Below are 13,056 nucleotides of genomic sequence, written 5' to 3'. Positions count from 1 at the left end.
GTAGCCTGCGTGGGCCATGACCTCGAACGACGCCCCTGCCCCCGGCTCCGCCGGTCGTCGGCGTGTGCTGGGGCGGGGTCCGGGGGGCTCGCCACCCGTTTCGGCCGAGGAACCCGTCGAGGCGTCCCCCGAGGTCTCCGAGGTACCGGTGGAGGCCCCCGCGGTCGCCGAGGAATTGCCGGAGCCCCCGGTTCAGGCGGTTCCGGCGGCCGAACCCGATGACGGGGTCTTCAAGGTCCGCCTCGCCAACTTCGAGGGGCCCTTCGATCTCCTCCTCCAGCTGATCTCCAAGCACAAGCTCGACGTCACCGAGGTCGCCCTCTCCAAGGTGACCGACGAGTTCATCACACACATCAGGGCGATGGGCCCCGACTGGGATCTCGATCAGACGACCGAGTTCCTCGTCGTCGCGGCCACTCTGCTGGACCTGAAGGCCGCGCGGCTGCTGCCCGCCGCCGAGGTCGAGGACGAGGCCGACCTGGCCCTGCTGGAGGCCCGCGACCTGCTGTTCGCGCGGCTGCTCCAGTACCGCGCGTACAAGCAGGTCGCCGACATCTTCAGCCGCCGCCTCGACGACGAGGCCCGCCGCTATCCCCGTACCGTCGGACTGGAACCGCACCACGCCGAACTGCTGCCCGAGGTCGTCATCAGCATCGGGGCCGAGGGGTTCGCGAAGCTCGCCGTGAAGGCGATGCAGCCCCGGCCGAGACCACAGGTGTACGTCGACCACATCCACGCACCCCTGGTGAGCGTGCAGGAGCAGGCCCAGATCGTCGTCGCGCGGCTGAGGGAGCTGGGCGAGGCCACCTTCCAGGACCTCGTCGACGACACCGACGACACACTGACCGTCGTGGCGCGCTTCCTGGCCCTTCTGGAGCTGTACCGGGAGAAGGTCGTCGTCCTGGACCAGGAGACGGCGCTCGGGGAGCTGGTGGTGCGCTGGACGGGCGGGGAGGGCGATCGGGAGCCGACGGTCACCGACGAGTTCGACCGGCCGCCTGAGCCGGTGAAGCCAGGGAAGGACGAGAAGGCGTGAGCGAGGAGACCACAGAGGTGCCGGCCGGGCCGCGGACCGTCGCCGATCTCGATCTCGGGCCAGCCCTGGAGGCCGTCCTCATGGTCGTGGACGAACCCGCGACCGAGGAGCACCTCGCGAAGATCCTTCAGCGGCCCCGGCGGCAGATCGCGGACGCCCTGCGCGCGCTGGCCGACGAGTACACCGTTCAGGGGCGCGGTTTCGAGCTGCGGCTCATCGCCGGGGGCTGGCGTTTCTACTCCCGGCCCGAGTACGCGGCGGCCGTCGAGGGCTTCGTGCTGGACGGCCAGCAGGCCCGGCTCACCCAGGCGGCGCTGGAGACGCTCGCGGTCGTCGCGTACCGGCAGCCGGTCAGCCGCAGCCGGGTCTCGGCCGTCCGCGGAGTGAACTGTGACGGGGTCATGCGGACCCTGTTGCAGCGCGGTCTGGTCCAGGAGGCGGGCACGGAACCCGAAACAGGTGCGATCCTGTACACGACGACGAACTACTTCCTGGAGCGGATGGGCCTGCGAGGCCTGGACGAACTCCCGGAGCTCGCACCCTTCCTTCCGGAGGCGGACGCGATCGAGGCCGAGACGCAGGAAGGTGTTCCGTCGTTCGATCCGGATGCTCCCGATGCTCCGGGTGCAGACGACGCAGACGACCAGACGGAATTTTGATGCGAAGCAGTAGCGGCAGCGGTAGCGGTGGCGGCAAGAGTGGTGGCGGGCGCGGTAACTCTCGCGGCGCCGGCAGCGGTGGGGGCGACAGGCGCGGCCAGGGTCAGGGTCAGGGGCGCGGTCAGGGCCAGGGCCGCGGTCAGGGTCCGAGTCAGGGGCGAGGCCAGGGTTCGGGTCAGGGGCGCGGTCAGGGCCAGGGTCAGGGCCAGAGCCGCGGTCAGGGTCAGGCCCCGGGCCAGGGGCAGCCCCAGGGGCGTCCCAGTAAGCCGCGCCCCGAGGAGCGCCGCTACGACGTGGGACCGGGCGCCACCCCGGACGGTCCGAAGTCCGGGCGCGGTGCCTCCGCGCGCGGCGGCGCCAAGGGCGGGCCCAGGCAGGGCCACAACAGCACCGGACGCGGGCGCTGGGTCCCGGCGACCTCCCGCGAGTACGACGCGCGGGCCGAGGAGCGCAACCGGGAGCGCTACGCCGAGAAGAAGGACGTCAAGCTGCCCAAGACGTTCCCGGGCGCCGAGCAGGAGGGCGAGCGGCTCCAGAAGATCCTGGCGCGCGCGGGCTACGGCTCCCGGCGCACGTGCGAGGAGCTGATCGAGCACGCGCGTGTGGAGGTCAACGGCGAGATCGTGGTGGAGCAGGGGCTGCGCGTCGACCCCGAGCACGACGAGATCAAGGTCGACGGGCTCACGGTGGCCACGCAGTCGTACCAGTTCTTCTCGCTGAACAAGCCCGCCGGCGTCGTCTCCACGATGGAGGACAACGAGGGCCGGCAGTGCCTCGGCGACTACGTGACGAACCGCGAGACGCGACTCTTCCACGTCGGACGCCTCGACACCGAGACCGAGGGCGTCATCCTGCTCACCAACCACGGTGAGCTGGCGCACCGGCTGACGCACCCCAAGTACGGCGTGAAGAAGGTCTACCTCGCGCACATCGTGGGCCCGATCCCGCGCGACCTGGGCAAGCAGCTCAAGGACGGCATCCAGCTGGAGGACGGGTACGCCCGCGCGGACCACTTCCGCGTCGTGGAGCAGACCGGCAAGAACTACCTCGTTGAGGTCACCCTTCACGAGGGCCGCAAGCACATCGTGCGCCGCATGCTCGCGGAGGCCGGCTTCCCGGTCGACAAGCTGGTGCGCGTCTCCTTCGGTCCGATCACCCTCGGCGACCAGAAGTCGGGCTGGCTGCGCCGCCTGTCCAACACCGAGGTCGGCATGCTGATGCAGGAAGTCGACCTGTAGACGAGCGGATGTGTCCGCACTCGCGGCCGGTCCCGGAGCTTTCCGGGGCCGGCCGTTTTTCGTGCGCCGGGACGGCCCCTGGGTGCGGCTGGGGGTGCAGGACGGCCTTCGGGTGCCCTCCCGGGCCCTCCCGACCCTTCGGGGCGCCTGAGGGGCCGCTGAGGGCCGCTGAGGGACTTTGGGCGTATGGGAGTCGTCAAGAAGGGTTGTGGGTCCCGCTCGCGCTCTTTATAGTCGGTATGACTATTGGTCATGGTGACCATAAAGAGCGATGGCAGGAGGGGTGGGCGGGCATGACCGCACCTGTGAACGGAGCGGCTCGGGGCCAGGCCCCCGAGGGGTACGACAAGTACGCCTTCGAACCCTTCGCCGTCACCGTCGACCTGGCGGTCCTCACCCTGCGCGCGGGCGCGCTGCACGTGCTGCTCGTCGAGCGCGGTCACGAACCGTACGCCGGCCGCTGGGCGCTGCCCGGAGGGTTCGTCCTGCCCGACGAGTCCGCGGAGACGGCGGCCCGGCGTGAACTCGCCGAGGAGACCGGCCTGTCGGACGTGTCCGGGCTGCACCTGGAGCAGCTGCGCACGTACAGCGAGCCCGACCGCGACCCGAGAATGCGGGTCGTGTCCGTGGCCTTCGCCGCGCTGCTGCCGCACGCGCCCGAACCGCACGGCGGCGGGGACGCGGCACAGGCCCAATGGCTGCGCTACAACGCGCTCGGGCCGCTCGCCTTCGACCACGACCGCATCCTGGCCGACGCCCACGACCGGGTCGGCGCCAAGCTGGAGTACTCCTGCATCGCGACCGCCTTCTGCCCGCCCGAGTTCACCCTCGGCGAGCTGCGGCAGGTCTACGAGACCGTGTGGGGCACCGCGCTCGACCCGCCCAACTTCCGCCGCAAGGTGCTCGCCACCCCGGGCTTCGTCGAGCCCGTGCCGGGTGCCGCACGCCTCACCGGCGGCCGGGGCAAACCCGCCGCGCTGTACCGCGCGGGTACGGCGGCCACTCTGCACCCGCCGCTGCTGCGCCCGACCACGTCGGCGTCGCCGGCCCCGCCCCCGTTCTCACCGTCCCCCTCCTCGCCGTCCCCTTCGTCACCGTCTCCCACGTCACCGGAAGGACGCCCCGCATGACCACCACCACCGTCAGGAAGCGCGCCGCCAGCGGGGCGTTGATCGGGCTCGCGCTCGGCGACGCACTGGGCTTCCCGACCGAGTTCAACGACATCCCGTCCATCCTCGCCAAGTGCGGGCCGTGGCGGCGTATGGAGCTGCCCACGCCCGCGATCGTCACCGACGACACCCAGATGACGCTGGCGCTCGCCCACGGGCTGCGCGCGGCGATGGATCGGGGGCTGCTCGCCCCGGCGGGGATGGAACGGCCGGTGCGCGAGGAGTTCGTCAAGTGGTACCGGTCGCCGGACAACAACCGGGCGCCGGGCCACACCTGTCTGGTCGCCTGCGACCTGCTGGAGAACGAGCGGCTGCCCTGGCAGGAGGCCAGCCAGATCGGCTCGAAGGGCTGTGGCGCCAACATGCGCGTCGCGCCCCTCGGTCTGATCTCGGCCCTGAGTGACGAACAGCGCGCGGGCGCCGCCCAGTTGCAGGCCGCGCTCACCCACGGCCATCCGACGGCCCTGGCCGCGTCCGACCTCACCGCGCACGCCGTACGGCTGCTCGCCCAGGGCGCCGAACCGGCCGGGCTGGTGACCCTGCTGCGTACCTACGCGCACGAGAGCCGGAGCCACTACTACCACCGCTGGCTGGGCGACCTGTGGACGCACAGCCACGATCCGAGCCCCGAGCACTTCATCGCCCGCGGCTGGGACGAGTGCCTGGCGATCCTGGACAAGCTCCAGCTCGCCGTCCGTACCGCCTCGCCCGAGGACGACCCCTGCATCGCCACCGGCGCCGGCTGGATCGCCGAAGAGGCCCTGGCCACCGGCCTGCTGTGCTTCCTGCTCTTCCCCGACGAGCCCCTCACGGCCCTGCGCCGCGCCGCCTGCACCTCCGGCGACTCGGACTCCATCGCCTGCCTGACCGGAGCCTTCGCCGGCGCCCACCACGGCACCGACGCCTGGCCGACCCCCTGGGCGGACCGTATCGAGTACGGGGGTGACCTGCAGACGCTGGGCGCGCTCTGGGACGCTTGACGGATGAACGGTGCGCTGCCGGAGTAGCGCGTCATGTCGGTATGGGTCCTTGCCGGAGGCTGCGCCCCCAGACCCCCGCTTCGGCCCTGAAGGAGCCTCGTCCTCAAACGCCGGACGGGCTGTGGGTGGCTGATGCCGCGCCGCTGAGGCTGCTGTCCCCGCTGGTCGTGCACACGTCCGACACGCACAGGGAACTGGCCGCGCTCGCCCCCGGTGTCCTCACCGGCCACCACGCGCACCACTACAGAGGCTTCGCGGTGACGCAGTGGCGGCTCTTCGAGAAGACCGGCGAACTCAAGCCGCTGCTCTACACGTTCCGCGTGCTGCTCACCGGCGTCCACCTGATGCGCAGTGGCGAGGTACAGGCCCATCTGCCCACGCTCGTCGGGGAGATCGGCGAGGCCCCCGCGTATCTGCCCGAGCTCGTCGCGGCCAAGGCCGAGCGGGAACACGGGGTGGCCGACGTCGGCCACGCGCGCGTGGCGGCCGATGTGGAGCGGCTGCACCGCGTACTGGACGACGCGCAGGCCGCCTCAGGGCTGCCGGACGTCCCCACCGCGTACGACGCCCTGCACGACCTCGTCGTGCGGGTCCGGCTGGTGAGCTGAGGCTCGGCGGGTGCGGATCAGGAAGTCCTCGACGCGACGGCGGTCCGGTTCCTCGGGGAGCGGGCTGGTGCGGGAGGCCTGTTCGGCTTCCTCCGCGAGGCGGTTCATCCGGGACTCGATCTCCGGCCAGCCCACCTCACCCCGTTTCACCGCCAGCAGCGGACCGCGCTCGTCACCGACGTCGATCGTCAGCGTGCCCGTGCGCAGCAGGTCGCGGCAGCTCATCAGCAGGCGCAGCAGGTGCATCGCGTGTTTCCAGCGCGGGGCGCCATGGACGCGGACATCGGCCTCCAGCTTTTTGCGCTGGCCGAGCGCGTAGCGCGCGAACGTCTCGTGCGCCTGGCGGGAGAGGAACGCTCCGCGCAGGGCGAGGAGTTCACGGCCGATGTCGTCGGCGTACTCCACGAGGGGCGAGTGGAGGCACTCCAGGATGTTCGGGTTGGCCCGCAGAGCCAGGGTGCAGAAGCGTTCCAGCTCCCAGCTGAACTGCTCCTCCGCCGGGCCCTCCACATGCGTGGGCGGCTTCTCGAAGCGCCAGAACAGGGGAGTGGGCGCGAGGAAGACCCCGCGCCTGTCCGTGTCGCTGCCGTCCGTCGCCAGGCCGAAGGCGCGTGAACCCATCACACAGGCGTAGACCGTGTGGTCGCGCACCAGGTTCTCGGGGGTCTCGGAACTCTGGGGGTCGGATTGCGGGCTCATTCCGGGAGCGTACGGGGGAAGGTCACGCCAGGCGGATCGAATTTCCCGTCACCGTGATCTTCTTCTCCGCCAGTGGCCGCGCAGCCGGCGGGTTGGCCACCGAACCGTCCGCGATGTTGAACTTGCTGCCGTGGCAGGTGCAGTTGATGGTGCCGCCCTCGACATTGGCCACTGGGCACTGCTGATGCGTGCAGATCGAGGTGAAGGCCTTGAACTCGCCGTCCTTGGGCTGGGTCACCACGACCTGCTCGTCCTTGAAGATCTTGCCGCCACCGACCGGGATGTCGGCCGTCGTGGCCAGCTCCTGACCGGGGGAGCCGGCGGAGACCGTCGACGACCCGGATTCGTCGCCGTACTCGCTGCATCCCGCTGTGAGCGCCGCCGCGCCCGTCGCGAGGAGGATCGTGCGGCGCGTCGGGCCTTGCGTCATGTCGTCACTCCGATGTTGCGGAAGAACCAGAGGGCGGAAGTGAGCCAGATGATCGTCAGAACGGTGAAGACCAGTCCGCCGACGACCGGCAGCAGCCAGCCGGGCAGCCGGTCCCAGCGAAGCAGCAGCATCTTCGCGCTGAAGACGCCGAAGAAGAAGCATCCCAGGAGGGAGTGCCACATCACACGTGAATCGTATGTTTGATATCCGAAAGCGTACAGACAGTGCACTGCCACCGGAACGGCCACCAGGAACGCGATCCGCCCCGACCAGCGGTGCAGCACCGCCGACCAGCTCGGGCCCGGCAGCTTCCCGTACACCATGAGCGCCGACACGACCTGGACGAGCGCGAAGCCGAACGCCGTCGTCGCGAGCCACGACTTCACCGCGCCCGTGCTGCTGAACCCGGCCAGGTTGAAGGCGGTGCCCTCCGGGTCGTGGACCTTGCCGTACACCCCCAGGCCCACCGCCACGGCGGCGGCGACGAGCGCCGGGACGAGATAGCGGGCCGCGCTCGGGCCGCTGGGGGCAGGAGGGCGCGGAGGGAAGCTCTGGGTTGCGGCGTTCGGGTCCACGGTCATGTTCGGCTCCCTGCGAGGAGTGGGAGGAGCGGGAGGAGTCGGGGAAGGGGGCTCAGGGTGTGACCGGGCGGGCCGTGAGCCGCCGGCCGTCGATCGTGACCGCGCCGGTCTCCGGGTCGATGCGGGGCGCGGGGGAGGGCTTGCCGTCGCGGTTGAGGATGCCGACCTGCTCCCCGGTCGACAGCACGATCCAGCCGCCGTCGATCTTGGCGTTCCGCACGGTCGCGGTCGCCCGGTACAGCCCCGACGGCTTGACCGCCTTGTCCGCGGTGAAGGCGTAGTGCCCGCCCTCGATGTCGACCGTGCCGCGGATGCTGCTGCCCTTGAGGGTGCCGTTCAGTACGGAGCCGCCCTCGCCGGTGAGCTTCATGGAACCGTCGGCCTCGGCATCGCCCTTCAGCCACGACTCCTTGTCACGTCCGTCGCAGAAGTACGCGATCGCTTGCCGTCGCGCAGCGAGACCGACACCGCGGAGGAGTCGTCGTCCGTACGGCCCGCGTAGTCCGCGTTCGGCGCGGGGGCCTTGGTGGGCGACGGAGACGAAGTCGGTGACGGGGTCACGGGCGGGGAAGGCGAAGGAGACGCCTTCGTGTTCGGAGGTGACGGTGACGGTGACACCTCGTAGCCGGGTGAGTCCGCCTGGGACGTGGACGCCGGCTTCGTTCCTGTCGTCGCGTTGAGCGACAGCATGAACAGGGCCAACAACAGTCCCGCGAGCAGTGTGAAAAGCGGTCCGGTGCGCTTCATCGGGCCTCCCCCGAGGCGAGTTTCCTGCCATGAGAGCGGACCTGGGCCCCCGCGTCCAGAGCGCACGGGCGTGTTCGCACCCCAAGTCGCGGATTGGGGCGAATCGGGTGACATTGGCAGAGCCCGGTGTGAGGCGGGGGCGCGTCTCAGCGGGCGGGCGCCGCGGGTCCTCTTCATGCGGGCTGACTAGGCTGGATGCGCCAAGAGCCGATACGTAGATACGAATACGTACATCAGCTCCACCCACGTACATCAGCAAGGAGCATCACCGTGGCGGTACGAGCGGTGCGGGGCGCCGTCCAACTGGACCGGGACGAGGCCGGGCACATGGACGAGCGGGTCAGTGAACTGCTCGTCGCGGTCCTGGAGCGCAACAGCCTCACCGCGGACGACCTGATCAGCGTCTGGTTCACGGCCACCCCCGACCTGCACAGCGACTTCCCGGCCGCCGCGGCCCGCAAGCTCGGCATCGTCGACGTACCGCTGATCTGCGCCCAGGAGCTGGACATCGAGGGCGCGATGCCGCGGGTGGTACGGATCCTCGCCCACATCGAGTCGGACCTGCCCCGCGCGGACATCGCGCACGTCTACCTCGGTGCCGCGGGGGCCCTGCGCAAGGACATCGCCCAGTGAGAACCGCACTCGTCATCGGCACGGGCCTCATCGGTACGTCCGCCGCGCTCGCCCTCGCCTCGCGGGGCGTCGTCGTCCATCTCGCCGACCACGACCCCGAGCAGGCCCGTACGGCGTCCGCGCTGGGCGCCGGGACGGACGAGGCGCCGCAGGGGCCGGTCGACCTCGCGATCGTCGCCGCTCCGCCCGCGCACGTGGCAGGCACCCTCGCCGACGCGATGCGCCGGGGTGTCGCGCGCGGCTACCTCGACGTGGCCAGCGTCAAGGGCGGCCCGCGCCGCGAGCTGGAGGCGATGGGCCTCGACCTGGCGTCCTACATCGGCTCGCACCCCATGTCGGGCCGCGAGAAGTCCGGCCCGCTGGCCGCGACCGGCGACCTCTTCGAGGGCCGTCCCTGGGTGCTGACCCCGACGCGGGACACCGACACGGAGGTGCTGAACCTCGCCCTCGAACTGGTCTCGCACTGCCGTGCGGTCCCCGTCGTCATGGACGCGGACGCCCACGACCGCGCCGTCGCCCTTGTCTCCCACATGCCCCACCTGGTCTCCAGCATGGTCGCCGCGCGGCTGGAGAACGCGGAGGAGGCGGCCGTACGGCTGTGCGGGCAGGGCATCCGGGACGTGACCCGGATCGCCGCCTCCGATCCCGGCATGTGGATCGACATCCTCTCCGCCAACCCCGGGCCGGTCGCCGACCTCCTCACGGACGTCGCCGCGGACCTGGAGGAGACGGTTCAGGCACTGCGGTCCCTCCAGTCCTCCGACGAGGCGAAGCGCCGTGCGGGTGTGTCCGGGGTCGAGGACATGCTGCGGCGCGGTAACGCGGGGCAGGTGCGGGTGCCCGGCAAGCACGGGGCCGCTCCGCTGGTGTACGAGGTCGTGGCCGTGCTCATCGACGACCAGCCCGGGCAGCTGGCCCGGATCTTCGCCGATGCGGGGCGGGCGGGGGTCAACATCGAGGATGTGCGGATCGAGCATGCGACGGGGCAGCAGGCGGGGCTTGTGCAGTTGATGGTGCAGCCGTCGGCCGCACCCGTGCTTTCTGCTGCGCTGCGGGAGCGTGGGTGGGCGATTCGGCAGTCGTGAGCGGTGTTGGTGTGGGCGTCGCTGGGGGCTGCCGTCCCCAGGCCCCCGCTCCGGCCCTGAACGGGCCTTGTCCTCAATCGCCGGACGGGCTGGGGGTGCGGGCCGGGGCCAGAAGGGCTTGCGGCCGGATGAGTGACCAGTACCCAGTAACCTTGTCCGGGGTGCCATGCGCCCCCGCCCCACCACCCCGGACCAGGAAAGGTGCCTCCACAGTGGATCGCGCCGCAGTGATTGTCGCCATAGACGGGCCCTCCGGCACCGGCAAGTCGAGCACGTCGAAGGCTGTCGCCGCGCAGCTCGGGCTGAGCTACCTGGACACCGGGGCGCAGTACCGGGCCATCACCTGGTGGATGGTGACCAACGGGATCGACCTCACGGACCCCTCCGCGATCGCCGCCGTGGTGGGCAAGGCCGAGATCGTCTCCGGTACGGACCCGGAGAACCCGACGATCACCGTGGACGGCACCGACGTCGGTGGTCCGATCCGTACCCAGGAGGTCACCTCCAAGGTCAGCGCGGTGAGCGCCGTACCGGAGGTGCGTGCGCTGATCACGGAGCTGCAGCGGTCCATCGCCGCGTCGGCCGAGAAGGGGATCGTCGTCGAGGGGCGGGACATCGGGACGACCGTTCTGCCCGGCGCCGACCTGAAGATCTTCCTCACCGCGTCCCCGGAGGCGCGTGCCGCCCGCCGCAGCGGTGAGCTGAAGGGTGCCGACGTCAACGCCACCCGTGAGGCGCTGCTGAAGCGGGACGCGGCCGACTCCAGCCGTAAGACCTCGCCGCTCGCCAAGGCGGACGACGCGGTGGAGGTCGACACCTCCGAGCTGACTCTGCAGCAGGTCATCGAATGCGTCGTCACCCTCGTCGAGGAGAAGCGGGACGCGAAGTGAGCGTTCCGTCGAAGACGTCGAGGGAGTCGAAGGCGGCCGAGGTTCCCACGCAGCGGGGTGCCGAGGTCGGGCGGCGTATCGGTGTCGGTCTGATGTACGGGCTGTGGAAGCCGCGCGTCCTGGGCGCCTGGAAGGTCCCCGCGACCGGTCCGGTGATCCTCGCCGTGAACCACTCGCACAACATCGACGGCCCGATGGTCATCGGTGTGGCGCCCCGGGCGTCGCACTTCCTGGTCAAGAAAGAGGCGTTCATCGGGCTGCTCGGGCCCGCCATGCACGCCCTCGGACAGGTCAAGGTGGACCGCTCGACCGCCGACCGGACGGCGATCGCCCAGGCCCTGGCGGTGCTGGCGAACGGCGGAGTCCTCGGGATCTTTCCCGAGGGCAGCCGTGGCGAGGGCGACTTCGCCTCGCTGCGCGCCGGTCTGGCCTACTTCGCCGTGCGCAGCGGTGCGCAGGTCGTTCCGGTGGCCGTCCTGGGAAGTACCGACCGGCGCGGGCGGTTGATAAAGGGGCTGCCGCCGCTGCGCAGCCGCGTCGACGTGGTCTTCGGTGACCCGTTCGAGGCGGGCGACGGCACCGGGCGGCGTACGCGCGCGGCGCTGGACGAGGCGACCGTACGCATCCAGAAGCAGCTCACCGCGCACCTGGAGAACGCCAGACGGCTCACCGGCCGTCAGGAAAACGCCGGGCGCCCCGCCGGGCGCTGAGCGACACTTGAGTACTTGAGCAGTTTGAGTAGTGGATCACCCGATAACGGGGGGTTACACCGATCACCACGATGAACGAGGTACGGACTTCATGAACGACCACATTCCCTCCGACGGCTCGGGAGAGCACGAGCACGGAGAGCTTGGCGATGCCGAGTACGCGGAGTTCATGGAGCTCGCCGCGGTCGAGGGCTTCGATGTAGCTGATGTCGAGGGCGCGCTCGACGAGGCGGGACACGGGCCGCTGCCCGTCCTCGCCGTCGTGGGGCGGCCGAACGTCGGCAAGTCGACACTCGTCAACCGCATCATCGGGCGCCGTGAGGCCGTCGTCGAGGACAAGCCCGGCGTCACCCGCGACCGCGTCACCTACGAGGCCGAATGGGCCGGGCGGCGCTTCAAGCTCGTCGACACCGGCGGCTGGGAGCAGGACGTCCTCGGCATCGACGCCTCCGTGGCCGCACAGGCCGAGTACGCGATCGAGGCGTCCGACGCCGTCGTCTTCGTCGTCGACGCCAAGGTCGGCGCGACCGACACCGACGAGGCTGTCGTCCGGCTGCTGCGCAAGGCCGGCAAGCCCGTCGTCCTGTGCGCCAACAAGGTCGACGGGCTGAGCGGCGAGGCCGACGCCTCGTATCTCTGGGCCCTCGGTCTCGGCGAGCCGCACCCCGTCTCCGCGCTGCACGGCCGTGGCACCGGCGACATGCTGGACGCCGTCCTGGAGGCGCTGCCCGAGGCTCCCGCGCAGACGTTCGGCACCGGGGTCGGCGGCCCGCGCCGCATCGCCCTCATCGGCCGCCCGAACGTCGGCAAGTCCTCGCTGCTGAACAAGGTGGCGGGCCAGGAGCGCGTCGTCGTCAACGAGATCGCGGGCACCACCCGTGACCCGGTCGACGAGCTGATCGAACTCGGCGGCGTCACCTGGAAGTTCATCGACACGGCGGGCATCCGCAAGCGCGTCCACCTCCAGCAGGGCGCCGACTACTACGCCTCGCTGCGTACGGCCGCCGCCGTGGAGAAGGCCGAGGTCGCCGTCATCCTGATCGACGGCTCCGAGAACATCTCCATCCAGGACCAGCGGATCGTCACGATGGCCGTCGACGCGGGCCGTGCGATCGTCCTCGCGTACAACAAGTGGGACACGCTCGACGAGGAGCGCCGCTACTACCTGGAGCGGGAGATCGAGACCGAGCTCGCCCAGGTGGCGTGGGCGCCCCGCGTCAACGTCTCGGCGCGCACCGGCCGCCACATGGAGAAGCTGGTCCCCGCGATCGAGGCCGCCCTGGCGGGCTGGGAGACCCGGGTCCCGACGGGCCGGCTGAACGCCTTCCTCGGCGAGCTGGTCGCCGCCCACCCGCACCCGATCCGGGGCGGCAAGCAGCCGCGCATCCTGTTCGGCACCCAGGCGGGCGTCAAGCCGCCGCGGTTCGTGCTCTTCGCCTCCGGCTTCATCGAGGCGGGCTACCGCCGCTTCATCGAGCGCCGTCTGCGCGAGGAGTTCGGCTTCGAGGGCACGCCGATCCACATCTCGGTGCGGGTGCGCGAGAAGCGCGGCAGGAAGAAGTAGCGGTCGCAGGTAGACGTCGTACGTCTC

General features: G+C 70.8%; 13 protein-coding genes and 2 pseudogenes. 11 read left to right on the top strand and 4 right to left on the bottom strand.

Annotation, left to right across the window (positions count from 1 at the left end; translation table 11 throughout):
- Positions 1–16 precede the first annotated feature (16 nt).
- From STRTUCAR8_RS22350 to STRTUCAR8_RS22325, 6 genes and pseudogenes are all read left to right on the top strand, one after another.
- Positions 17–1,036 carry a segregation and condensation protein A gene (locus STRTUCAR8_RS22350; protein WP_006378178.1) on the top strand — a complete coding sequence of 340 codons (1,020 nt, stop codon included), beginning with the start codon at positions 17–19 and terminating at the stop codon, positions 1,034–1,036.
- Positions 1,033–1,695 (top strand): SMC-Scp complex subunit ScpB, encoded by a 663-nt coding sequence (gene scpB, locus STRTUCAR8_RS22345; protein ID WP_006378176.1) that lies wholly within the window; start codon positions 1,033–1,035, stop codon positions 1,693–1,695. Before STRTUCAR8_RS22350 ends, scpB begins: the two co-directional genes overlap by 4 nt.
- Positions 1,695–2,933, top strand: coding sequence for a pseudouridine synthase (locus tag STRTUCAR8_RS22340; protein WP_048818802.1), 1,239 nt, complete (start codon positions 1,695–1,697; stop codon positions 2,931–2,933). Before scpB ends, STRTUCAR8_RS22340 begins: the two co-directional genes overlap by 1 nt.
- Before the next feature lie 293 nt (positions 2,934–3,226).
- Positions 3,227–4,063 (top strand): NUDIX hydrolase, encoded by an 837-nt coding sequence (locus STRTUCAR8_RS22335; RefSeq protein ID WP_006378204.1) that lies wholly within the window; start codon positions 3,227–3,229, stop codon positions 4,061–4,063.
- The gene (locus tag STRTUCAR8_RS22330) at positions 4,060–5,082 is read left to right on the top strand and encodes an ADP-ribosylglycohydrolase family protein (RefSeq protein WP_006378194.1); all 1,023 of its coding nucleotides are present in this window, start codon (positions 4,060–4,062) and stop codon (positions 5,080–5,082) included. Before STRTUCAR8_RS22335 ends, STRTUCAR8_RS22330 begins: the two co-directional genes overlap by 4 nt.
- 146 nt (positions 5,083–5,228) lie before the next feature.
- Positions 5,229–5,690, top strand: a pseudogene (locus STRTUCAR8_RS22325) (nucleotidyltransferase domain-containing protein); the annotation flags it as partial.
- Here the strand turns inward: STRTUCAR8_RS22325 and STRTUCAR8_RS22320 are convergent.
- The 4 genes and pseudogenes from STRTUCAR8_RS22320 to STRTUCAR8_RS22305 all read right to left on the bottom strand — a co-directional run bounded on the left by STRTUCAR8_RS22320 (position 5,616) and on the right by STRTUCAR8_RS22305 (position 8,147).
- Positions 5,616–6,389, bottom strand: a complete 774-nt coding sequence (locus STRTUCAR8_RS22320) for a nucleotidyltransferase domain-containing protein (protein ID WP_006378185.1) — start codon at positions 6,387–6,389, stop codon at positions 5,616–5,618. The pseudogene STRTUCAR8_RS22325 and the gene STRTUCAR8_RS22320 sit on opposite strands and share 75 nt — an antisense overlap.
- A 22-nt stretch (positions 6,390–6,411) precedes the next feature.
- Positions 6,412–6,819 (bottom strand): Rieske (2Fe-2S) protein, encoded by a 408-nt coding sequence (locus tag STRTUCAR8_RS22315; RefSeq protein ID WP_006378184.1) that lies wholly within the window; start codon positions 6,817–6,819, stop codon positions 6,412–6,414.
- Positions 6,816–7,400 carry a DUF6529 family protein gene (locus tag STRTUCAR8_RS22310; protein WP_006378201.1) on the bottom strand — a complete coding sequence of 195 codons (585 nt, stop codon included), beginning with the start codon at positions 7,398–7,400 and terminating at the stop codon, positions 6,816–6,818. Before STRTUCAR8_RS22310 ends, STRTUCAR8_RS22315 begins: the two co-directional genes overlap by 4 nt.
- 52 nt (positions 7,401–7,452) lie before the next feature.
- Positions 7,453–8,147 (bottom strand): annotated as a pseudogene (locus STRTUCAR8_RS22305) (hypothetical protein).
- Positions 8,148–8,417: 270 nt separating this feature from the next.
- Between STRTUCAR8_RS22305 and aroH the strand changes: the two are divergent.
- The 5 genes from aroH to der all read left to right on the top strand — a co-directional run bounded on the left by aroH (position 8,418) and on the right by der (position 13,029).
- Entirely contained in the window at positions 8,418–8,780 is a 363-nt protein-coding gene (gene aroH, locus STRTUCAR8_RS22300) for a chorismate mutase (RefSeq protein WP_006378196.1), read from the top strand.
- Positions 8,777–9,865 carry a prephenate dehydrogenase gene (locus tag STRTUCAR8_RS22295; protein ID WP_006378177.1) on the top strand — a complete coding sequence of 363 codons (1,089 nt, stop codon included), beginning with the start codon at positions 8,777–8,779 and terminating at the stop codon, positions 9,863–9,865. The genes aroH and STRTUCAR8_RS22295 overlap by 4 nt, the downstream gene beginning before the upstream one ends.
- Positions 9,866–10,077: 212 nt before the next feature.
- Positions 10,078–10,755: a (d)CMP kinase gene (gene cmk, locus STRTUCAR8_RS22290; protein WP_006378180.1), complete on the top strand. Its 678-nt coding sequence runs from the start codon at positions 10,078–10,080 to the stop codon at positions 10,753–10,755.
- Positions 10,713–11,465, top strand: coding sequence for a lysophospholipid acyltransferase family protein (locus STRTUCAR8_RS22285; RefSeq protein ID WP_078507271.1), 753 nt, complete (start codon positions 10,713–10,715; stop codon positions 11,463–11,465). Before cmk ends, STRTUCAR8_RS22285 begins: the two co-directional genes overlap by 43 nt.
- 91 nt (positions 11,466–11,556) lie before the next feature.
- On the top strand, positions 11,557–13,029 hold the full coding sequence (der, locus tag STRTUCAR8_RS22280) for a ribosome biogenesis GTPase Der (RefSeq protein ID WP_044472667.1): 1,473 nt from the start codon (positions 11,557–11,559) through the stop codon (positions 13,027–13,029).
- Positions 13,030–13,056: the final 27 nt, after the last annotated feature.

The organism is Streptomyces turgidiscabies Car8 (assembly GCF_000331005.1).
In the GTDB taxonomy this organism is placed as follows: Bacteria; Actinomycetota; Actinomycetes; order Streptomycetales; family Streptomycetaceae; genus Streptomyces; species Streptomyces turgidiscabies.
Note: the sequence above shows the minus strand (reverse complement) of the source record. Positions and strands in the feature narration are given on the sequence as shown.